The following is a 19,944-nucleotide window of genomic DNA, read 5'->3' as shown; positions in this document are numbered from 1 at the left end:
ATCAGCTTTCGCGAGCAGTATTTTCACCCAACCAACAGACAATTCTCACCGTATTTGCAGGTCTTGGCCGACTTGTTGAAATTGTCCGAATAAATATATGCACTGGTGCATTGACTGTATATCCATACATGCATAGTCTTTATTCCATTGCGGCCAACGATGGATCTCAGGCAGGGGTATGACGTTTCAGCCAGACCGGAAATTGGCGCTTATCAATAAGGACACAGGAGTGATCACATGATGAATGAACCGCAAGTCTTACTGGAAATGCCGGTTTTACTGGTCATCCTCCTTGCCTTGGTAGGCGGCGTTTTTGGCGAGATGTGGCGGGCAGACAAGGACGGCACCAGCGGATGGCCACTGATGCGGCGCCTGGCGTTGCGTTCGGGCGCGTGCGTGGTGTGCGGTGTCTCGACCTTTATGCTGCTGTACTCGGCCGGGATGTCGATTCTGGCCGCAGGGGCCCTGGGTTGCCTGACCGCACTGGCCGGTGCAGATGCGGCAATCAGCCTGTACCAGCGCTGGGCCGCGAAGCGGCTCGGGGTAGACGCTGCGCCCGGTGACTCGCGGATCGAGCCGTAACAGGCGCTTTTTGGTGTAGGTTATGGCGCAGACCCGCCATCAGGAGAGGACAGTGGATCAAATATCTCAACTTGCGTCTGAACTCGGGCTGCTGTTAAAGGCTCTCAATGCCCAGGTGACAACCGCCGAGTCCTGCACCGGTGGCGGCATTGCCGAGGCCATCACCCGTATTGCCGGCAGCTCCGCGTGGTTTGAGGCAGGGTTTGTGACCTACTCCAACCAGCAAAAGACCCGGCAACTGGAGGTTCCCGAGCCTTTATTCACCCGGGTGGGGGCCGTCAGCCGCGAGGTGGTCGAGGCGATGGTGCAGGGTGCGCAGGCCCAAAGCGGGGCGCGATTTGCCGTGGCGGTCAGTGGTGTGGCCGGGCCGGGGGGCGGTTCGCCCGAGAAGCCGGTCGGCACCGTGTGGCTGGCGTGGGGCGCCGGCGACGAGGTATCCAGCGAGCGCAGGCACTTTGCAGGCAATCGCGATGAGGTGCGCCAGCAAACCGTGATTGCCGCTCTGGAAGGTTTAATACGCCGAACGGTACGAGAAATAAAAAATCAGGGGTAGGCGATCCTCTAACCCTGTGGAATAATACTGGCTACTTATACAGTTATCGGCCGTCGGGCCTTATTGATTACGAGAGGACTTTAATGGACGACAACAAGAAGAAAGCCTTGGCTGCGGCCCTGGGTCAGATCGAACGTCAATTCGGCAAGGGTGCCGTGATGCTGATGGGCGACCAGGAGCGTCAGGCAGTCCCGGCGATCTCCACCGGCTCGCTGGGTCTGGACATCGCACTGGGCATTGGCGGTCTGCCAAAAGGCCGTATTGTTGAAATCTACGGCCCTGAGTCGTCGGGTAAAACCACACTGACCCTGTCCGTGATTGCCCAGGCGCAAAAGGCCGGTGCTACCTGCGCCTTCGTCGATGCCGAGCACGCCCTTGACCCTGAATACGCTGCCAAACTGGGCGTAAACGTTGATGACCTGCTGGTTTCACAGCCTGACACCGGCGAACAGGCACTGGAAATCACCGATATGCTGGTGCGTTCCAATGCGGTTGACGTGATCATCATCGACTCCGTTGCTGCACTGACGCCAAAAGCTGAAATCGAAGGCGACATGGGCGATACCCACGTTGGCCTGCAAGCCCGTCTGATGTCGCAAGCGCTGCGTAAAATCACCGGTAACATCAAGAACGCCAACTGCCTGGTTATCTTCATTAACCAGATCCGCATGAAAATCGGCGTGATGTTCGGCAGCCCGGAAACCACCACCGGTGGTAACGCACTGAAGTTCTACGCTTCGGTACGTCTGGATATCCGCCGTACCGGCGCCGTAAAAGAAGGCGATGTGGTGGTGGGTAGCGAAACCCGCGTGAAAGTGGTCAAGAACAAGGTGGCACCACCGTTCCGTCAGGCTGAATTCCAGATCCTGTACGGCAAGGGTATCTACCTGAACGGTGAAATGATTGACCTGGGCGTACTGCATGGCTTTGTTGAAAAAGCTGGCGCCTGGTACAGCTACAACGGCAGCAAAATCGGTCAGGGCAAGGCCAACTCCGCCAAGTTCCTGGACGATAACCCGGACATCAAGGATGCGCTGGAGAAGCAGCTGCGTGAGAAGTTGCTCGGGCCAAAAACCGATGCCGAACTGGCAGAGCTGAAAGTCATGCCAAAAATGAGCAAGGCTGCCAAAGAAGCTGCAGCGCTGGCTGAAGCCGAAGAAATGGAAAACGCCACCGACGGCGATAACTGATCACTGCCATGATTGCCGTCCTGGATACCCCCGTCGCGGTGCGACGGACTGCAATGGACCTGCTCGCGCGACGCGAGCACGGTCGAGTCGAGCTGACGCGCAAGTTGCGTCAGCGCGGCGCTTGCCCCGACATGATCGACGCTGCCCTTGACCGTTTGACGGAAGAGGGGCTGTTGTCCGAGTCTCGTTACCTTGAAAGCTATATTAACTACCGTGCCGGTTCCGGTTATGGCCCTTTGCGAATTCGTGAAGAGCTTGGCCAGCGTGGGCTGGTGCGTGGAGATATAGAGGAGGCGTTGCGAGAATGCGGTTTCGACTGGCAAGAGCGACTGGAAGAGACCTGGCGCCGCAAGTTTTCCGGTCAGTTGCCTGCTGATGCAAAAGAGCGTGCCCGCCAGGGGCGCTTTTTGAGCTACCGCGGTTACCCGCTTGAAATGATCGGCCGCCTGTTAAGCGGCCGGGAGTTTGATGACTGACGCTGTTTGCGCTCGTACCCTGTAAGGTTCGGATTCAGTGGGCGCCACAAAACCTGTGGGAGCAGGCTTGCCTGCGAAGGCAGCAATGCGGTTTGCCTGCCAGATCGTGCTGCCTGCATCGCGAGCAAGCCCGCTCCCACAATACCAGCCCACTTACCAATTCCGGCTTAATCAGCCAGCGACTCGTGCATCTGCGCCGTAGGCGCATTATCAGTTGCAGCCCAGTTTTGCGGCAGGTTGATAAAGTCGACCAGTTCGCGCAGCCGTCCCTGATTGCGCCCGCTAAACGCAAAGCCCAGGCAGGTCAGGTGGTTGAGTTTTGGGTCGTCATGTTCAAAGTGGCAGTATTGCTCTTGATGGAAGCCATCACTCAGGCAGATATCGGCAAACGCCTGCTGTATCTCCTTGAGTGCCTGCACACTGACCGGCCGCTTCATGCGGATCACAAAAGTTTTGTTCAACCAGCGGCTTGAATGGAAGTTGCTGTAGAACTGGTTGATTTCAGCAAGGGCCTCTTCGGCGCTATGCACCAGGCGCATCAACTTCAAATCGTTGGGCAGGATGTACTGGTTGGCTTCCAGCTGGTTGTGAATAAAGTCCAGCGCCCCCTGCCAGAACTTGCCCCCCGGCACATCCAGTAAAACTACCGGCACCAACGGGGTTTTGCCCGTTTGCATCAGGGTCACTACTTCCAGCACTTCATCCAGCGTGCCAAAACCGCCCGGGCACATCACCAGAGCATCTGCTTCCTTGGTGAAAAACAGTTTGCGGGTAAAGAAAAAGTGAAACGCCAGAACATTGGGCGTGCCATTGATGGTGGGGTTGGCCCGTTGCTCGAACGGCAGGGTGATATTGAACCCCAAACTGTGAGCCAGGCCTGCACCTTCATGGGCGGCAGCCATGATGCCAGCGCCGCCGCCGGTAATGACCATCATGTCGGACTTGGCCAGCACGCTGCCCATTTCCCGTGCCAGGGCATAGAGCGGGTGTTCTACCGGGGTTCTGGCCGAGCCGAAGACCGTGACTTTGCGACGGCCCTTGAACTGCTCCAGGGTGCGAAAGGTTTTTTCCAGTTCGCGAATGGCTTGCAGGGTGATCTTGGCATTCCAGCGATCAAGGTCGTCATGGGCCATGCGTAATACGGTCAGCAGCATCTCGCGGTAAAGCGCCCGGTTAGGGCTGTCGGGTGCAACCCGCTGCAGTTGCTCGTCCACTTCTTGTGCAAGCTCAAGACCCTGCTCCTGGAAAAACAGCGTCAGGGAGTCATTGGATTGATCAGGCATGTATTTCTCCTTCTACGCAACATCCTTGAAAACGCCGCAACCTGAGCAGGCGCTGAGACACTGAGTGTCACAATGATGCTTCGATGATGGTCCTGAGATGTCTTGACTGGCAATAGCTAATTGCCTGACATACATGAAGTTTAGCGGAAGGAGGCAGGGCTGCAGAGCGGGGTCATACGCCGTACGGGGTACGGCGTGGCGGGGGATTTACTTTTTGCGCTGACAGTTTTCAGCGCGGAAATCCTGGATCAGGACCGGGCTGTTGGTTTTGTACTCCCTGAAGCTGTAGCGCAGCGTGGCGCCTTGAGCCATCAGGGTACGGAAACCTGCATTGCTGCACACGCTGCGACCCAGTTGCGGCACGGTCTCTTCTGGGTTGGAGCGCATCTGGGCGGCCAGTGTCGGGCTGGCTTCCAGGTTGTTGATCAGCACAGCGCCGTCTACCGTAAAGCCTTTATCCAGCAGGTCTGCATTGATTGCTCGCGGTTTGCCTTCATTACTTTTCTCTGCAACCTTGAGCAAGGTTTTGTTCAGCTCAAAATCCTTGAGAGAGGCTGCGTGTGCGGCCAGAGGCAGTGCAAGCATTAGAGCGACGGTCGGAATGATATGGCGCAGCATGAATCTCTCCTGATTTCAGTGACGCAGACTTGGACAGGCCATATATCTGTGCGTTCAGTGGCGCGGGAGTATAGGTCAGCATAGCCATGCAGGAAATGCCAAAGGTCATGGAATCGCGCCTCTGGTAAACTTGGCTCCTTTCTATTGTGAATCCGTTTATGCGCCAATTCTGGCGAATGGACGCTTGGCGCCTTTAAAGTAAAAATCATGACCCTGACGACCTTTTCCCCGAATGCTGTAGCCCGTTTACGAGACGAGCGTGAAGAGGAGAGCACCAAGCCCTACCTGGCCCGCGGCTCGCGGGCTCCGCGTTGCCATACCTGCCGTGTGATCGAAAGCCACTGCCTGTGCAGCTGGCGACCCCGGGTCGAGACACGTTCGGGGGTGTGTCTGGTCATGACTAAAAAGGAAGTGTTCAAGCCCAGCAATACCGGCTGGTTGATCGCAGATGTGGTCAAAGACAATTTTGCCTTTATCTGGTCACGCACTGAAACCGACGAAGCCTTGCTGGCGTTGCTGGCCGATCCACAATGGCAGCCGTATCTGGTGTTTCCCGGCGAGTACGTCGCGCCTGAGCGGGTAACGCACACGGTGGATCTGGACAGCAGCAAGCGTCCGTTGTTTATTCTGCTGGATGCCACCTGGACCGAAGCACGCAAGATTTTCCGCAAAAGCCCGTACTTCGACACCTTGCCGATTTTGAGCCTGCTGCCTGAGCGGCTTTCGCGTTACCGCTTGCGCCGCTCTACCCGCAGCGAGCATCTGTGTACCGCGGAAGTTGCCAGCCTGTGTCTTGAACTTGCCGGTGACTCCCAGGCCTCAAGTGCGCTGGATGCCTACTTCGATGTCTTCAGTCAGCATTATCTGGATGCCAAGAACCAGTTGCCGATCAATGAGTCCAGCGCAGCGCACCAGGAACTGGGCGTTTTTGTAAAAGACCTTCCCCAGAATCGGGCTCAATAGACTAAAGAAGTAGCGCTACAATTTTCCAACAGATGTAAGCGCGCAGCATGGCGGGTTTTTCGATGATGGCGCTCTAAGGGGTTCTACGTGGACCCGGGTGTCAGGTTTTCAGCTTGACCACCCTTGTTTCGCTGGGCATGCTTGGCGCCGATTCGGCTATCGCAGCTGTCAAAACACTTATATTTGCCGACGTTTCGCGTAAATCGCGCCCTTTGACGCACAGTCTTTGAGCTTTTGCTCGAGTTGCCTTAGCGAGTGCTGGAATTGATCAGTGCTCGCCTGAAAAACGGGATCATTTAAACAATGGCCACATACGAAATCCTGATTGCCGACGACCATCCACTGTTTCGCAGTGCCCTGCACCAGGCCGTGAGCCTGGGTCTGGGCTCTGATGTTCGCCTGGTAGAGGTCGCCAGTATTGCCGAGCTTGAAGCACAGCTGGCGGTAAAGGCAGATTGGGATCTGGTACTGCTCGATTTGAACATGCCGGGTGCTTACGGTTTCTCCGGCCTGGTGTTGTTGCGTGGCCAATACCCACAAATTCCGGTGGTGATGGTGTCGGCCCAGGAAGAAGCCTCGATCATGGTGCGTTCCCGCGAGTTCGGAGCCAGCGGATTTATTCCGAAATCCAGTTCGCTGGAAGACATCCAGAAGGCCGTACGTGCCGTACTGGATGGTGATGTGTCATGGCCGCCCCAGGCGTTTGAGGATGTTCAGGTCTCGGCCGAGGCCAAAGCGGCCAGCGAAGGGCTGGCCAGCCTGACGCCCCAGCAGTTCCGCGTGCTGACCATGGTCTGCGAAGGTTTGCTGAACAAGCAGATCGCTTATGAGCTAAGCGTTTCCGAGGCAACCATCAAGGCCCATGTTACGGCGATTTTCCGCAAGCTGGGGGTTCGCACTCGCACCCAGGCCGCGCTACTCTTGCAGCAACTTGAATCAATTTCGAGTCATTAATCTGCGAATCTTCACGCTTTTTTGACGAAGCGTGAACTAGCGTTCCCCTCTCATTTTTTGTGCAGTTGCCTATCTATGTCGCCTTTCAAGGGTAAAACCGGTTTTAAACGGATTTTGAATGCTGGCGGTTACTCGCTGGACGGTTTGCGCGCAGCCTTTACGGGCGAGGCGGCTTTTCGGCAGTTGGTGCTGCTCAACGTGATCCTGATCCCGCTGAGCTTCTTGCTAAATGTGAGCCGCGTAGAGCGCGCATTGCTGATCGCTGTGTGCCTGCTGGCATTGATTGTCGAGTTGTTGAACTCGGCCATTGAAGCGGTGGTTGACCGAATCTCCCTCGACCTGCACCCCTTGTCGAAAAACGCCAAGGACATGGGCAGCGCTGCCCAGTTTGTGGTGCTGACCATGATTGCCGTGGTGTGGGCAGTGATTCTGCTTTAAGCAATGGTTGGCAATACGATCTCGTCGCTGCGCTGAACCCCGGCGGTGAAGGCGCGGCACAGCTCCAGAAATTCGCGCATGGCGGATGTCTGATACTTCTTTTTGTGCCAGATAAAGAAGAACTGCCGGGCCAGATCCAGTTCAGGCGTTTCCACTGCCACCAGGCTGCCGCGCCTGAAAGCGTCACGCAACGCCAGGCGTGAAATGCAGCCAATGCCCAGCCCCGACTCAACGGCGCGCTTGATCGCTTCGGTGTGTTCCAGTTCCAGGCGAATATTGAGCGACGTTTGATGATGGCGCATGGCCTGGTCGAACGTCAGGCGAGTTCCCGAGCCTTGTTCGCGCAAAATCCAGGCTTCACGGGTCAGCTCGTCAAGTGTGGCGCGGCCACGAGCCGCCAGTGGATGCTGCGGGGCGCAAAACACCACCAGTTCATCCTCGACCCAGCTCTGCACTTCAATATCCGGGTGGGCGCAATCGCCTTCGATCAGACCCAGATCAATTTCGTAGTGGGCGACTTGTTGCACGATATGAGCCGTGTTCTGAACCACCAGCTTGACCTGACTTTCCGGGTGCGCCTGCATAAAGCTGCCGATCAGCAGGGTGGCCAGGTAGTTGCCGATGGTTAGTGTCGCGCCGACGGTCAATGAGCCAAAACCGGACTTGCCATTAAGCAGGTCTTCGATCTCCTTGGCCTGATCCAGTAATGCGACAGCCTGTGGCAGCAATTGCCGGCCCAGTGCGTTGAGACTCAAGCGCTTGCCGGCACGATCGAACAGCTGGCAGCTGGTCTGGCGCTCCAGTTCGGTGATCGAGGTACTGGCAGCAGATTGTGAAAGGGCCAACAAGCCGGCAGCGCGAGACACGCTCTCTTGTTGGGCGACGGCGACGAAAACCTGGAGTTGTCTGAGAGTAAATCGCATATCGATATAACCGATAACCCTTATCTTGATAATTCAGTTAACAGATATTGTCGCCGCCATTAGAATGCTGTGCAATCGCGCCCATAGTCAGCGCAGGCGAATTTAGGAGCCCCGTACATGAGCAACATGAACCACGAACGTGTCCTCAGTGTTCATCACTGGAACGACACCCTGTTCAGCTTCAAGTGTACCCGTGACCCGGGCTTGCGCTTCGAGAACGGTCAGTTCGTGATGATCGGCCTGCAACAGCCCAATGGCCGTCCGCTTATGCGTGCCTACTCGATTGCCAGCCCGAACTGGGAAGAGCATCTGGAGTTCTTCAGCATCAAGGTGCCTGATGGCCCGCTGACCTCCCAGTTGCAGCACTTGAAGGAAGGCGACGAGATCATCATCAGCAAAAAACCTACGGGGACGCTGGTGCTGGACGACTTGAAGCCGGGCAAGCATCTGTATCTGCTCAGCACCGGCACCGGTTTGGCGCCCTTTATGAGCGTTATCCAGGATCCGGAAACCTACGAGCGTTTCGAAAAAGTGATCCTGTGCCACGGTGTGCGTTACGTCAATGAAGTCGCTTACCGCGAATTCATTACCGAGCACCTGCCGCAGAACGAATTCTTCGGCGAAGCGCTGCGTGAAAAGCTGATCTACTACCCGACCGTGACCCGCGAGCCATTCGAGAATGAAGGCCGCCTGACCGACCTGATGCGCAGCGGCAAGCTGTTCAGCGATATCGGTCTGCCGCCGATCAACCCGCAGGACGACCGTGCCATGTTGTGCGGCAGCCCGAGCATGCTCGACGAGACCAGCGAAGTGCTTAACAGCTTCGGCCTGAAAGTTTCGCCACGCATGCGTGAGCCGGGTGATTACCTGATCGAGCGTGCTTTCGTCGAGAAGTAACAAACGCAGATCGATACAAATGTGGGAGCGGGCTTGCCCGCGATTGTGGAGTGCCAGCCACCGCATGGGTGACTGACAGGCCGTAATCGCGAGCAAGCCCGCTCCCACATTGCGTTTCAGGTCACGGCTTGGGAATCACCTCAAGCACACGGATCAAACCAGGCTCGGGGTAATGCCAGCGTACATCCAGATCCCAGAACTGCGCGCCGTATTCTCGTTCGGCTGTGGGCGTCTGGTAAGCAGGGCGTGGATCTTGCGCCAGGCATTGCTCGATCAGCTCCACCAGCGGCTCCTGAAGGCGCAGGGCTTCCCTGTGGGCCTGTTGCAGGGCGCTGTCGGCCCATTGCACGGGGATCAATACCGGTGCGGCGCTGGCCATGCCATTGCTGGCATCGCTGATGATATCGGCGTAGGGCACATAGGGTTTGATATCCAGAATCGGCGTGCCGTCGAGCAGGTCGATGCCGGAAATCCACAGGCGATTGGCTTCTACCTTGTCCAGCTTGACCACTGACTGGCCGATGCCGTTCGGGCGATGGGTGGCGCGGGTGGCAAACACGCCCATCGACTTGTTGCCGCCCAGGCGTGGCGGGCGCACCTTGAGGCGAGGCTTGTCTTCAAGTGCCTGATGAAACACAAACAGCAACCAGACATGGCTGACCTGCTCCAGGCCCTGCACCGCATCGCCCTGGTCAAAGGGTGCGACCAGTTCCAGCACGCCACGGGCGGCCGGTGCCAGTTGTGGCTGGCGCGGGATGGCGAACTTCTCCTTGAAGCAGGAGCGCACAAAGCCGATGGGGGAGACGGTGTAGGGCATGGGAGATATCGGGCTGGTGGGTCAGAACAGGCTCTTGTGGGAGCGGGCTTGCTTGCGATTCAGACGGCTCGGTCAATCTGAATCACTGCGGTGCTGCTATCGCGAGCAAGCCCGCTCCCACAGGAGGTGTGTTTTCAGTCGCGAACGCGCAGGGTCAGGCCCTTGAGGAAGTTGCGTAGCAACTGGTCGCCACAGGTGCGGTAGTTGGTGTGGCCGAACTTGCGGAACAGGGCGCTCAGCTCGGGCTTGGACACCGGGAAGCCCGCAGCCTTGAGGATGGCGTGCATGTCATCTTCCTTCAGCTCGAAGGCCACACGCAGTTTTTTCAGAATGATGTTGTTGGTCACCGGCAGCTCGACCGGCATTGGCGCACGGCTTTCGTCCTTGCCGCGCTTGAAGATCACCAGGCCATCCAGGAAGTGCGCCATCACGTCGTCAGGGCAACGTACAAAACCTTCTTCTTCGTCTTTTTTCAGGTAGGTCAGTACATCTTCCTTGGTAACTTCCAGGCCACCAAGCTTGATGATTTCGACAACCTTGTTGTCGCTGATGTCGAGCATGTAGCGCACGCTGCGCAGTACGTCGTTATGAATCATTTGGGTAATCCTGATATTCAGCAGTGAGCACCGCAGGCATTGCTGCGGTGTCGAAATGTTCGGGGTAGGGCTGTAAGTCGTTAGAACTTTTCTTTGGCGCTCATATAGCGCCATTGGCCTACGGGCAATTTGCCCATCGAAACGCCGCCGATACGAATCCGGCGCATGGAAATCACGGTCAGGCCTACCGCCTGGCAGAACAGGGCAATCACACCTGGTTGCGGATTTTTCATCGCAAAACGCAGGCGGTTTTCACTCTGCCAGCTGGCCTTGACCGCAGGCAGCTCGCGACCCTTGTAGGTCATGCCGTGGTTGAGACGGTTCAGACCGTGGGGGGCCATTTCGCCAGAGACCTCGACCACGTATTCCTGCTCGATCTTGCTGGCATCGGCCGTCAGCTTGCGCACGATCTTCCAGTCCTGGGTAAACACCAGCAGGCCGCTGGCGTTGGCTTGCAGCTCATTGCCAACGCTCAGGCGCAGGAAGTGGCCCTTGAGCGGGCGCTTGCCGAAGCGGTGTTCTTCGCTCAGGGTGTCCGGGCCGATCAACGCCATGGCGCTGTCGGTATCCAGGCCCGCCGGGGCGTTGAGCAAAATGGTCACAGGCTCGGGCGCGGTGGCCTTGGCTTCAGGGTCCAGCTCGACTTTCTGGTTGTCGACCTTGAACTGTGGCTCGTCGATGACTTCGCCATCTACCGTGACCCAGCCACCTTCAATGAACAGTTCGGCCTCACGGCGGGAGCAGCCGACGAGTTCGATGAGGCGTTTGGAGAGACGTATCGGTTCAGACATGACAGGGGCCGTAAAGGAATTGGGCGGCTATTGTACCCGCCTGGCGCCGGTTAAGCCCGGCAACATTTGCCTTATGCACGTGCTGGGCGTTTATACCGCAGGTGCAGCAGGGGATAGGGCTGGCCCATGCCGTCTTTTTCGCAGCGGCCGATCACCTCAAACCCCTGTTTGAGGTAAAAGCCGATGGCTTGCGAGTTTTGCTCATTGACGTCGAGGCGTTCAGCATTCAGTTCATTGATGGCGAACATTAACAGGCATTTGCCGATGCCTTGCCCCCGGTAATCCGGGTGAACAAACAGCATTTCAACCTTGCCGGCCGCGACTCCGGCAAAGCCGGTAATGCGTTTGCTGACCGGGTCCTTGCAGCAGATCAGCATGACGGCGTCCAGATATTGGTCTTTGACCAGGCCGCGCAGAAGTTGAATATAGCTGTCAGGTAAAAAATCATGGGTGGCACGAACAGATGCTTCCCATACGTCGGTTAGTTCGGCGAAGTCCGTAAGACGTGGGGTATGAATGACCCATTGTTGTTGCATCGAGCGTGTCTCCTGACACAGGTGTGGAAGGCAATGGGTTTACGATAGCCGTAAAAAAAGCCCTGGCGCGAGAGCGGCAGGGCTTTTTGCGAGGCAGTCGCGAATTAGATCACTTCAGCCCACAGGTCATATTCGTCGGCGTCGGTGACGCGGCACATGATCTTGTCACCCGGCTTGATATCTTTTTCGGTCGCAATAAATACGTTGCCGTCGATTTCCGGGGCATCGAAGAAGCAGCGGCCTACAGCGCCTTGCTCGTCGACTTCATCGATCAGGACTTCGATTTCCTTGCCGATCTTCATCTGCAGGCGTGCTGCGCTGATGGCCTGTTGATGGGCCATAAAGCGATCCCAGCGATCCTGTTTGACGTCGTCTGGCACGATGGCCGCGTCCAGCAGGTTGGCAGGTGCTCCTTCTACCGGCGAGTACTGGAAGCAACCCACGCGATCCAGTTGAGCTTCGGTCAGCCAGTCGAGCAGGTACTGGAAGTCTTCTTCGGTTTCACCCGGGAAGCCGACGATAAAGGTCGAACGGATGATCAGTTCCGGGCAGATTTCACGCCAGTTCTTGATCCGGGCCAGGGTCTTGTCTTCAAACGCCGGGCGTTTCATGGCCTTGAGCACTTTCGGGCTGGCGTGCTGGAACGGGATGTCCAGATACGGCAGGATTTTGCCGGCGGCCATCAGCGGGATCAGTTCGTCAACGTGCGGGTACGGGTAAACGTAGTGCAGACGCACCCATACGCCCAGAGAGCTCAAGGCTTCGCACAGCTCGGTCATGCGCGTCTTGACCGGAGCACCGTTCCAGAAGCCGGTGCGGTATTTGACGTCAACGCCGTAGGCGCTGGTGTCCTGGGAAATCACCAGCAGCTCTTTGACGCCGGCCTTGACCAGGCGCTGGGCTTCGTCGAGCACGTCACCCACCGGGCGGCTGACCAGCTTGCCGCGCATCGACGGGATGATGCAGAAGCTGCAGCTGTGGTTGCAGCCTTCGGAAATCTTCAAGTAGGCGTAGTGACGTGGCGTCAGCTTGATGCCCTGTGGCGGCACCAGGTCGATCAGCGGGTTGTGATCCTGGCGCGGCGGCACCACCTGGTGCACGGCGTTGACTACCTGCTCGTACTGCTGCGGGCCGGTCACGGCCAGTACGCTTGGGTGCACGTCGCGGATATTGCCTTCTTCGACACCCATGCAGCCGGTCACGATGACCTTGCCGTTTTCCTTGATGGCTTCGCCGATCACTTCCAGGGATTCGGCCTTGGCGCTGTCGATAAAGCCGCAGGTGTTGACCACCACGACGTCGGCGTCCTGATAGGTTGAGACGACGTCATAGCCTTCCATGCGCAGTTGCGTAAGGATGCGCTCGGAGTCGACCAGTGCTTTCGGGCAACCCAGGGAAACAAAGCCAACCTTTGGGTTGGCTGGCTTGGTGGTAACGGTGGACATGGCGAACCTCGGTATGTAGTGACGTTACATGCCCGTAAAGGCTGCACGACGAACGGGCGCTTATTGCGCCTCTGATCAAAAAAAGTGCGCAATTTTAGCTATGGTCAACGCACTTGACCAGCGTTATACGGGGATTTGCGACGAGTGCTGCGCTATGCTGCGCGCCGTTGCGAAAGCAGGGTTTTTAACTAACGTGATTTTGTAGGCAGGAGCCGTAGCTAACACTCGGGAAATCAGCGCATGCTGCTGATCAAATGTAGCGCAAGCCATTAAGAAACGCGGTCAATGGTCGTAGGAGTGGTTGATGGGGCAGGCAAGCAGTCAGGCGGCAGAAGACGGTCACTCGAAGGCCAAGCCTATCGGGATGCTGGTTGCAGCGGTCGGAGTGGTGTACGGCGATATTGGTACCAGCCCGTTGTACACCCTGAAAGAGGTGTTTTCCGGCGGCTATGGTGTGCAGGTCAACCATGACGGTGTCTTCGGTATTTTGGCGCTGATCCTTTGGTCGCTGATCTGGGTGGTCTCGATCAAGTACGTGCTGTTTATCCTGCGCGCCGACAACGAAGGGGAGGGTGGCATCATGGCCCTGACCGCACTGGCCAGGCGTGCGGCGTCGCCTTATCCGAAGTTGCGTTCGGTGCTGGTGATCCTGGGGTTGATCGGTGCGGCACTGTTTTACGGCGATAGCATGATTACCCCGGCGATCTCGGTGCTATCCGCCGTAGAAGGGCTTGAGCTGGCATTCGACGGCCTGGAGCATTGGGTCGTGCCGCTGGCCTTGATTGTGCTGGTGCTGCTGTTTTTGATTCAGCGCCATGGCACGGCCAGTATCGGCAAGCTGTTCGGGCCAGTCATGGTGGTGTGGTTTGTGGTGCTGGGCGGCCTGGGGATCCACGGTATCGTTCAGCACCCTGAAGTGCTCAATGCGCTGAACCCGCTATGGGGCGTGCGGTTCTTTGTTTCTCACCCGGGCATGGGCGTTGCCATTCTGGGTGCCGTGGTGCTGGCGCTGACCGGCGCCGAGGCACTGTATGCCGATATGGGCCACTTTGGTCGCAAGCCGATTGCCCGGGCCTGGTTCATCCTGGTGTTGCCCGCGCTGGTGCTCAACTACTTTGGCCAGGGCGCCTTGCTGCTGGAAAATCCTGAGGCGGCGCGCAACCCGTTCTATCTGCTGGCGCCGGCCTGGGCGTTGATACCTTTGGTCGGGCTGGCCACGCTGGCGACGGTGATTGCCTCCCAGGCCGTGATTTCCGGAGCCTTCTCCCTGACCCATCAGGCAATTCAGCTGGGTTATATCCCGCGCATGCATATCCAGCACACCTCAAGCGCCGAACAGGGCCAGATCTACATTGGCGCGGTGAACTGGTCGCTGATGGTCGGGGTGATTTTGCTGGTGCTGGGCTTTGAGTCTTCGGGTGCCCTGGCTTCGGCTTATGGGGTGGCGGTCACAGGGACCATGCTGATTACCAGTATTCTGGTGTCGGCAGTGATGTTGCTGTTGTGGAAGTGGCCACCTGTTCTGGCCGTGCCTGTGTTGATCGGCTTTTTGCTGGTGGACGGTCTGTTCTTTATTGCCAACGTGCCGAAAATCTTCCAGGGCGGGGCGTTTCCGGTGCTGGCGGGCATAGTGCTGTTTGTCCTGATGACCACCTGGCGCCGCGGCAAGCAACTACTGGTGGATCGTCTTGACGAAAGCGCGCTGCCACTGCCGCTGTTTATCAGCAGCATCCGGGTACAGCCGCCGCATCGGGTGAAGGGGACGGCGGTGTTTCTGACCGCGCGCCCGGATGCCGTGCCTCATGCGCTGTTGCACAACTTGCTGCACAACCAGGTGCTGCACGAGCAGGTGGTATTGCTCACGGTGGTCAACGAAGACTCGCCGCGAGTGCCCGCTTCGCGACGGTTCGAGGTGGACGCCTATGGTGACGGGTTCTTCCGGGTGATCCTGCACTTTGGCTTTATGGATGAACCGGATGTGCCTGAGGCGCTGAAGCTGTGCCATCTTGATGAGCTGGATTTCAGCCCGATGCGCACCACTTACTTCCTTAGCCGTGAGACAGTGATTACCTCCAAACTGGTGGGTATGGCGCGTTGGCGTGAAGCCTTGTTCGCCTTTATGCTCAAGAATGCCAACAGCAACCTGCGCTTCTTCAAGCTGCCGGTTAACCGGGTGATTGAGCTGGGGACGCAGGTCGAGATGTAAACCCGTCCAGGCGCAATAAAAAAGCCCCGGCTCGCGAGAGTCGGGGCTTTTTTGGTTAAGCCGGGGCCTGTAACTGTGGGAGCGGGCTTGCTCGCGATGCAGGCGGCTCGGTGTATCTGGTAGATCGAGTCGTTGCTATCGCGGGCAAGCCCGCTCCCACAAAGGCTGACTTATTGGGCCGTCGCCTGATGTTTCTTGATCAGGTCCACCAGGCGCTGGGCGAGGGCCGGGTAATTCTCGTCGAAGTGATGGCCGCCGGGCAGCTTGAGGCTTTCGCCGACTGCGGTCTTGGCAGTGCAGCCGCTTTCATCGACTTCTTCTGCGCCATAGATGCACACCACTTTACTGGCTGGCAGCTTGGACATTTCTTCGCCGGTATCCGCTTCTGCGCCAGCCTTGCCCAGCCAGCCATCGACATGGATCTCAAAACTGCCGCTGCGGGCAAAGGCCAGCAGCATGATCGAGTCGACACGCTTTTGCTCCGCTTCAGGCAGGCGGTTGTAGGTGGCCGGCAAAACATCTGCACCAAACGAATAGCCCACCAGCACAAAGCGCTGGGTGCCCCATTTTTGCCGGTAGTGCTGCATCAGCTCGGTGAGGTCGGTGGCGCTTTGCTCGGGGGTCTTGTGCTGCCAGTAGTAGCGCAGCATGTCGATACCCACCACCGGGTAGCCGATCTTGGCCATCTCGCCCGCCACGTCACGGTCCAGATCCCGCCAGCCTCCATCACCGGAGAGGAACAGGGTCACGGTGCTGTTTTGCTGGCCGGCAGGTACTTCGACCACCGGCATGCTCAGCCCGCCGTTTTCATCGCCCACCAGGATTTTGCGCAGCTCGTTGCTCAGGACTTGTGGGTAGTGAATGTCGTAGTCGCTGATGCTGGTCTGCGCATTCGGTTGATCGCGTACAAAAGCCGCGCTCGGGTCATCAGGGTTGTCGTTCCAGGCCACCAGCCAGTTACCGTGGGTGGCAGTTTTCGGAACGGGCAGTGTGCAGCCGGGTTCTTCCAGCTTGAAACCCACCGATACGGCTTGCGCCTTGTCGTTGGTTTGCGCGGCCAGCCAGCGCCAGGCCAGAGTGGCCCCAGGGCCTATGCCGCTGACCAGGGTTGCAGGCCCCTTGAGCTGCTGTAGCGCGGTTTGCAGTGCTTGCTGTTGCAGGGTGCAGTCGTCTTTGGGCAGGATCACTTGCACCAGTTGCGCCTTGCCTGCGCGGCTGAGGGCCATGAGTTGCTTGTCGTTCAGGGCTTCTTCGGCCGGAGTGGCAATCACCACCCGGGCCTGGGCTCTCTGTCCGGGTGTGACCCTGGTCAGGGTCGAGCCATCGCTCTGGCCCAGGTGTTCAATCGTCGGTTCCGGAGCCGGGCGATTCCACCACCAATAGCCGCCTGCTGCCAGGGCGACCAGAACTATCAAGGCAAGCAACAAAAACCGCCAGGAACGATGTTTCATTAACGTTTCACCAATCCAGTCAAGCCGCCTGCAATCAGGGCGGCGGTATCAGCCAGTGCCACCAGCGGATCAAGTCCGGCGGGTACGGCCATATAACGAGGTTCCCAGTCGGGCTGGAATTTGTCTTTAAAGCGACGCAAACCCTGGAAGTTGTACAGGTGCTCGCCGCGCTGGAACAGCATCGAACCCAAACGTTGGGTCAAGGGTGCGCCGCGACGCGGTTGCAGGCCGGACAGAGGTACCATTCCCAGGCTGAAACGGGCGTATCCATGCTTTTTATAATGCTGAATCAGGCCGACCATCATGAATTCCATGGTCAGTTTCGGCGCGTCCGGGTGGGCACGCATCAGGTCGAGGCTCGACAGCTCATGGCTGTGGGTCTCAAGCAGGTTGGCAAAGGCCACCGGCTTGCCTTCAAAGCGAATGATCGCGATGCGAAAGTGCTTGATGTAGTCCTCGCTGAAGCGCCCGAGTGAGAAGCCTTTTTCCCGCACATTCTTGCCGGTGAGCCAGGCGTCGGAAATGACCTTGAGCTCATCCATTGGTGCCTCACCCGGTTCGTGGATTTCCAGTGATAGGCCGTCACGGGTGCCACGGTTCCAGGTGTAGCGCAGGTCCTTCATCTCTTTGCCCTTGGCTTCGAGATCAAAGCGGTGCAAGTCGACCCGGGCTTCTTCACCGAGCTTGATCGCGGTCAGGCCGATGTCCATATAGAACGGCAGGTTCTCGGCGCGTACCTGATAGAACACGGGGCGGGCATGGACGGTGTCGCACAGGTCGCGAAACTGCCAGATCAACTCGGCACGTTGCTGGGGCGGTCCGATCGGGTCGTACAGCGCCACCAGGCTGCGCCCGCGGCGAGCGTACATCAGGAAGGCGTTGTCGTCGGGGTGGAACAGCAAGGCCTTATCGCCGGTCAGTGCGAGGCCGCCGTCGGGCTGGTCGGAGGCAAGGATGATCTTGCCGGCCTTTTCCAGTTCGGTGGCATCGGGCAGGTGGATCACCGGGCGGGCGGTGCGCAGCAACCAGGTCAGGGATACGACCACCAGCAGTACCGCGGCACCCAGCAGCGAGCGCAGGCCCCGTGGTGCGTCCGAGTCAAGGGTGAACTGCCACCACAGTTGATGGCTATAAGGAACGTCCTGATAGGCGAACAACAGCAACCAGATCGAGGCGCCCAGTACGCAGACACTGGCCACCAGATATAGCGGTGAAAAGGGCAGTTCGGTCAGGCGGCTCGGGCGGTAGAAAGAGCGGCGGAACAGGCCCAGCAGGCTGGCGGTGAGAACCAGGATAGTGGCTTCCTCCCAGTCGAAGCCTTTCAGCAGGGACAGCACGGCGCCGACCAGCAACAGGATAGTGGTCAGCATCCAGGCGGCGGACAGGCGGCGGCGCAAGCCCTGGGCCAAAAGCAGGCAGAGCACGCCGATCAGGCTGGCGCCAAAGTGCGAAGCGTCGACCAGGCGATGGGGGATCAGAAAACCGATGTGTTCGAGGCGCGTGTCGATTTCCGGTGTGGCACCGGAGAACAGCAAAACCACGCCGGACATGAATACCAGCACGGCCAGTACCGGAGCGGCCAGGCCTGACGCAACCCGCAGGCTTTGGCGGGTGTGAATCAGGCGCTGAGCTTCGGTCATCAGCAGCATCAGGCAGGCAATCAGCAGCGGCAGAATCACATAGATCATGCGATACAGCAGCAGGGCTGCCGCCAATGGTGCGGCGCCGAGCTTGTCGGCGAAGGCTGCCAGCAAGATTGCCTCAAACACCCCGACACCGCCGGGGACGTGGCTGAGCACGCCGGCCGCCAGGGCCAGCAGGTAAACGAGCATAAATGCGCCGAAGGGCGGTGCTTCAGGCAACAGCAGATAGAGCACCGTGGCGGCGGCCGCGACGTCCAGAGCGGTAATGACCAGTTGCAGCAAGGTCAGGCGCGCACTTGGCAGGCGCAATGTGCGGCGCCCGGCCTTGACCAGCAGGTTGTCCGGGATCGGCTGCTCGGGCAGGCGTCGGCGGTAGATTCCTATTGCCAGCAAGGCAAACAGGGCCAGCACCGCAAAAGCGATAGCACCCAATATCCAGGCCGGGATATGCAGGGCGGCGGAGGCTGCGGGCAAATTGCTCAATGTGGCCAGTGCCGCCAGCGGTGGCAGGGCGCAGCCCAGCGATAGGCTGGCAAACAGAGTCATATGGGCGACTTCTGACGCCCCCGCGCCATACCGGGCATAAAGGCGATACCGCACAGAGCCGCCGGACAGCAGCGACAGGCCGATGGCATTGCCAATGGCAAAGGCGGTAAAGCCGCCCAGTGCCAGGGTTTTGGGTGGCAGTTTTACCCCCGCATAGCGGCTGGCTGACCACTCATAACCGAGCAGGATGATAAAACCCGCGGCAGTCGCAGCCACGGCACCGAAGAGGGCGGGCTTGGGAACTTCGAGGATCGAGTCATGCAGGGCGTACAGGTCAAGTTCGCTTAACAGATGGCGACACGCAATCAGTGCTATTGCAAATAACAGCAGCGTGAGCGCGAGCCCAATGGGCTGGCGATACTTGCTCAGCAAATCCAGACAGCGCAAACGGGTCGCGGCTATGGGGTGGGCTGCTGTAACGGCTTCTTTGGGTTCTGGCGAGTTATCGGGCATCAATCACCTCGTGGATCGTGCGCGATAGGATGGAGGCATAGGCTCAAGTTACCAATCCTTTTGGTCAAAATATTTCTAAATGTGTTCAGCCGTTTGCCTGAGGTTCAGGATTGGTCTGAGAAAAAAGGGTAATTGTTGGCGGACAGCATAGATGAACGGACTTTCAGAAATATGACGTTTAATGTCAATAAACGCTTGCCCCTGACTTTTCGAGCGCGCACAAAAAAGGCCACTCTTTCGAGTAGCCTTTTTTGATGTTTGGTTGCGGGAGCCGGATTTGAACCGACGACCTTCGGGTTATGAGCCCGACGAGCTACCAGACTGCTCCATCCCGCGTCTGTGTGGTGGATTCTACAGCGAATCGTTAAGGTGTCAACCCTTAAATCACGTAACCGCTTGAAATACCCGGTTTTAATCCATTCTCTGCATTTGGCAGGAGGAGGGCAAAAACACCCGGGCACAAAAAAGGCCACTCTTTCGAGCAGCCTTTTAATGTTTGGTTGCGGGAGCCGGATTTGAACCGACGACCTTCGGGTTATGAGCCCGACGAGCTACCAGACTGCTCCATCCCGCGTCTGTGGGG

General features: G+C 58.1%; 19 protein-coding genes and 2 tRNA genes. 9 read left to right on the top strand and 12 right to left on the bottom strand.

Annotated features, from left to right (window positions below; genetic code table 11):
* Positions 1–237 precede the first annotated feature (237 nt).
* The 4 genes from GHN92_RS16290 to recX all read left to right on the top strand — a co-directional run bounded on the left by GHN92_RS16290 (position 238) and on the right by recX (position 2,801).
* Entirely contained in the window at positions 238–582 is a 345-nt protein-coding gene (locus tag GHN92_RS16290; protein ID WP_095003016.1) for a phage holin family protein, read from the top strand.
* A gap of 22 nt (positions 583–604) precedes the next feature.
* Entirely contained in the window at positions 605–1,135 is a 531-nt protein-coding gene (locus GHN92_RS16285; protein ID WP_153380587.1) for a CinA family protein, read from the top strand.
* 83 nt (positions 1,136–1,218) lie between these two features.
* Positions 1,219–2,325, top strand: a complete 1,107-nt coding sequence (recA, locus tag GHN92_RS16280; RefSeq protein WP_016779767.1) for a recombinase RecA — start codon at positions 1,219–1,221, stop codon at positions 2,323–2,325.
* An 8-nt stretch (positions 2,326–2,333) separates the two neighbouring features.
* Positions 2,334–2,801 carry a recombination regulator RecX gene (gene recX, locus GHN92_RS16275; protein WP_095003018.1) on the top strand — a complete coding sequence of 156 codons (468 nt, stop codon included), beginning with the start codon at positions 2,334–2,336 and terminating at the stop codon, positions 2,799–2,801.
* A 167-nt stretch (positions 2,802–2,968) separates the two neighbouring features.
* Here the strand turns inward: recX and GHN92_RS16270 are convergent, their stop codons facing one another.
* Positions 2,969–4,084 (bottom strand): TIGR00730 family Rossman fold protein, encoded by a 1,116-nt coding sequence (locus GHN92_RS16270; protein WP_095003019.1) that lies wholly within the window; start codon positions 4,082–4,084, stop codon positions 2,969–2,971.
* A 207-nt stretch (positions 4,085–4,291) separates the two neighbouring features.
* Entirely contained in the window at positions 4,292–4,702 is a 411-nt protein-coding gene (locus GHN92_RS16265) for a PA3611 family quorum-sensing-regulated virulence factor (protein ID WP_153380585.1), read from the bottom strand.
* A 207-nt stretch (positions 4,703–4,909) separates the two neighbouring features.
* Here GHN92_RS16265 and GHN92_RS16260 point away from each other — a divergent pair, with 207 nt between their 5' ends.
* The 3 genes from GHN92_RS16260 (at position 4,910) to GHN92_RS16250 (ending at position 7,057) form a co-directional block, all read left to right on the top strand.
* Positions 4,910–5,665, top strand: coding sequence for a tRNA-uridine aminocarboxypropyltransferase (locus GHN92_RS16260; protein WP_095003021.1), 756 nt, complete (start codon positions 4,910–4,912; stop codon positions 5,663–5,665).
* Positions 5,666–5,968: 303 nt separating this feature from the next.
* Positions 5,969–6,619, top strand: coding sequence for a response regulator transcription factor ErdR (gene erdR, locus GHN92_RS16255; protein WP_095003022.1), 651 nt, complete (start codon positions 5,969–5,971; stop codon positions 6,617–6,619).
* Between the two features lie 75 nt (positions 6,620–6,694).
* Positions 6,695–7,057 carry a diacylglycerol kinase gene (locus GHN92_RS16250; RefSeq protein ID WP_016779774.1) on the top strand — a complete coding sequence of 121 codons (363 nt, stop codon included), beginning with the start codon at positions 6,695–6,697 and terminating at the stop codon, positions 7,055–7,057.
* Here GHN92_RS16250 and GHN92_RS16245 read toward each other — a convergent pair.
* Positions 7,054–7,980, bottom strand: coding sequence for a LysR family transcriptional regulator (locus tag GHN92_RS16245; RefSeq protein WP_095003023.1), 927 nt, complete (start codon positions 7,978–7,980; stop codon positions 7,054–7,056). The genes GHN92_RS16250 and GHN92_RS16245 overlap by 4 nt on opposite strands.
* A 117-nt stretch (positions 7,981–8,097) precedes the next feature.
* Between GHN92_RS16245 and fpr the strand changes: the two genes are divergently transcribed.
* Positions 8,098–8,877: a ferredoxin-NADP reductase gene (gene fpr, locus GHN92_RS16240; RefSeq protein WP_019827846.1), complete on the top strand. Its 780-nt coding sequence runs from the start codon at positions 8,098–8,100 to the stop codon at positions 8,875–8,877.
* Positions 8,878–8,998: 121 nt separating this feature from the next.
* Here fpr and tsaA read toward each other — a convergent pair whose 3' ends face one another.
* The 5 genes from tsaA to rimO all read right to left on the bottom strand — a co-directional run bounded on the left by tsaA (position 8,999) and on the right by rimO (position 13,062).
* A complete protein-coding gene (tsaA, locus tag GHN92_RS16235) occupies positions 8,999–9,694 on the bottom strand; it encodes a tRNA (N6-threonylcarbamoyladenosine(37)-N6)-methyltransferase TrmO (RefSeq protein ID WP_095019814.1) in 696 nt (231 codons plus the stop codon).
* A gap of 134 nt (positions 9,695–9,828) precedes the next feature.
* Positions 9,829–10,290 carry a DUF1456 family protein gene (locus GHN92_RS16230; RefSeq protein ID WP_095003025.1) on the bottom strand — a complete coding sequence of 154 codons (462 nt, stop codon included), beginning with the start codon at positions 10,288–10,290 and terminating at the stop codon, positions 9,829–9,831.
* A gap of 80 nt (positions 10,291–10,370) precedes the next feature.
* Positions 10,371–11,081 (bottom strand): rRNA pseudouridine synthase, encoded by a 711-nt coding sequence (locus GHN92_RS16225; RefSeq protein WP_095003026.1) that lies wholly within the window; start codon positions 11,079–11,081, stop codon positions 10,371–10,373.
* A 71-nt stretch (positions 11,082–11,152) separates the two neighbouring features.
* Entirely contained in the window at positions 11,153–11,617 is a 465-nt protein-coding gene (locus GHN92_RS16220) for a GNAT family N-acetyltransferase (RefSeq protein ID WP_095019816.1), read from the bottom strand.
* Positions 11,618–11,721: 104 nt separating this feature from the next.
* Positions 11,722–13,062, bottom strand: coding sequence for a 30S ribosomal protein S12 methylthiotransferase RimO (gene rimO / locus GHN92_RS16215; protein ID WP_086795996.1), 1,341 nt, complete (start codon positions 13,060–13,062; stop codon positions 11,722–11,724).
* 304 nt (positions 13,063–13,366) lie between these two features.
* Between rimO and GHN92_RS16210 the strand changes: the two genes are divergently transcribed.
* Positions 13,367–15,268 carry a potassium transporter Kup gene (locus tag GHN92_RS16210; RefSeq protein WP_095003028.1) on the top strand — a complete coding sequence of 634 codons (1,902 nt, stop codon included), beginning with the start codon at positions 13,367–13,369 and terminating at the stop codon, positions 15,266–15,268.
* 170 nt (positions 15,269–15,438) lie between these two features.
* Here GHN92_RS16210 and GHN92_RS16205 read toward each other — a convergent pair whose 3' ends face one another.
* From GHN92_RS16205 to GHN92_RS16190, 4 genes are all read right to left on the bottom strand, one after another.
* Positions 15,439–16,719, bottom strand: a complete 1,281-nt coding sequence (locus GHN92_RS16205; RefSeq protein ID WP_095019817.1) for a virulence factor family protein — start codon at positions 16,717–16,719, stop codon at positions 15,439–15,441.
* Positions 16,719–19,361 carry a bifunctional lysylphosphatidylglycerol flippase/synthetase MprF gene (mprF, locus tag GHN92_RS16200; protein WP_133144851.1) on the bottom strand — a complete coding sequence of 881 codons (2,643 nt, stop codon included), beginning with the start codon at positions 19,359–19,361 and terminating at the stop codon, positions 16,719–16,721. Before mprF ends, GHN92_RS16205 begins: the two co-directional genes overlap by 1 nt.
* Before the next feature lie 259 nt (positions 19,362–19,620).
* A tRNA-Met gene (locus GHN92_RS16195) sits at positions 19,621–19,697 on the bottom strand.
* Between the two features lie 161 nt (positions 19,698–19,858).
* Positions 19,859–19,935, bottom strand: a tRNA-Met gene (locus tag GHN92_RS16190).
* Positions 19,936–19,944 lie beyond the last annotated feature (9 nt).

The organism is Pseudomonas sp. FSL R10-2964 (assembly GCF_009600035.1).
GTDB lineage: Bacteria > Pseudomonadota > Gammaproteobacteria > Pseudomonadales > Pseudomonadaceae > Aquipseudomonas > Aquipseudomonas bubulae.
Note: the sequence above shows the minus strand (reverse complement) of the source record. Positions and strands in the feature narration are given on the sequence as shown.

What these genes read in the sequence shown, in the direction of transcription:
- GHN92_RS16285 (WP_153380587.1), top strand. Translation starts at nt 605, where the DNA reads ATGGCGCAGACCCGCCATCAGGAGAGGACAGTGGATCAAATATCTCAA.
- fpr (WP_019827846.1), top strand. Translation starts at nt 8,098, where the DNA reads ATGAGCAACATGAACCACGAACGTGTCCTCAGTGTTCATCACTGGAAC.
- GHN92_RS16270 (WP_095003019.1), bottom strand. Translation starts at nt 4,084, where the DNA reads ATGCCTGATCAATCCAATGACTCCCTGACGCTGTTTTTCCAGGAGCAG.
- erdR (WP_095003022.1), top strand. Translation starts at nt 5,969, where the DNA reads ATGGCCACATACGAAATCCTGATTGCCGACGACCATCCACTGTTTCGC.
- GHN92_RS16220 (WP_095019816.1), bottom strand. Translation starts at nt 11,617, where the DNA reads ATGCAACAACAATGGGTCATTCATACCCCACGTCTTACGGACTTCGCC.
- GHN92_RS16205 (WP_095019817.1), bottom strand. Translation starts at nt 16,719, where the DNA reads ATGAAACATCGTTCCTGGCGGTTTTTGTTGCTTGCCTTGATAGTTCTG.
- recX (WP_095003018.1), top strand. Translation starts at nt 2,334, where the DNA reads ATGATTGCCGTCCTGGATACCCCCGTCGCGGTGCGACGGACTGCAATG.
- GHN92_RS16245 (WP_095003023.1), bottom strand. Translation starts at nt 7,980, where the DNA reads ATGCGATTTACTCTCAGACAACTCCAGGTTTTCGTCGCCGTCGCCCAA.
- tsaA (WP_095019814.1), bottom strand. Translation starts at nt 9,694, where the DNA reads ATGCCCTACACCGTCTCCCCCATCGGCTTTGTGCGCTCCTGCTTCAAG.
- GHN92_RS16260 (WP_095003021.1), top strand. Translation starts at nt 4,910, where the DNA reads ATGACCCTGACGACCTTTTCCCCGAATGCTGTAGCCCGTTTACGAGAC.
- GHN92_RS16265 (WP_153380585.1), bottom strand. Translation starts at nt 4,702, where the DNA reads ATGCTGCGCCATATCATTCCGACCGTCGCTCTAATGCTTGCACTGCCT.
- GHN92_RS16230 (WP_095003025.1), bottom strand. Translation starts at nt 10,290, where the DNA reads ATGATTCATAACGACGTACTGCGCAGCGTGCGCTACATGCTCGACATC.
- mprF (WP_133144851.1), bottom strand. Translation starts at nt 19,361, where the DNA reads ATGCCCGATAACTCGCCAGAACCCAAAGAAGCCGTTACAGCAGCCCAC.
- recA (WP_016779767.1), top strand. Translation starts at nt 1,219, where the DNA reads ATGGACGACAACAAGAAGAAAGCCTTGGCTGCGGCCCTGGGTCAGATC.
- GHN92_RS16290 (WP_095003016.1), top strand. Translation starts at nt 238, where the DNA reads ATGATGAATGAACCGCAAGTCTTACTGGAAATGCCGGTTTTACTGGTC.
- GHN92_RS16210 (WP_095003028.1), top strand. Translation starts at nt 13,367, where the DNA reads ATGGGGCAGGCAAGCAGTCAGGCGGCAGAAGACGGTCACTCGAAGGCC.
- GHN92_RS16225 (WP_095003026.1), bottom strand. Translation starts at nt 11,081, where the DNA reads ATGTCTGAACCGATACGTCTCTCCAAACGCCTCATCGAACTCGTCGGC.
- GHN92_RS16250 (WP_016779774.1), top strand. Translation starts at nt 6,695, where the DNA reads ATGTCGCCTTTCAAGGGTAAAACCGGTTTTAAACGGATTTTGAATGCT.
- rimO (WP_086795996.1), bottom strand. Translation starts at nt 13,062, where the DNA reads ATGTCCACCGTTACCACCAAGCCAGCCAACCCAAAGGTTGGCTTTGTT.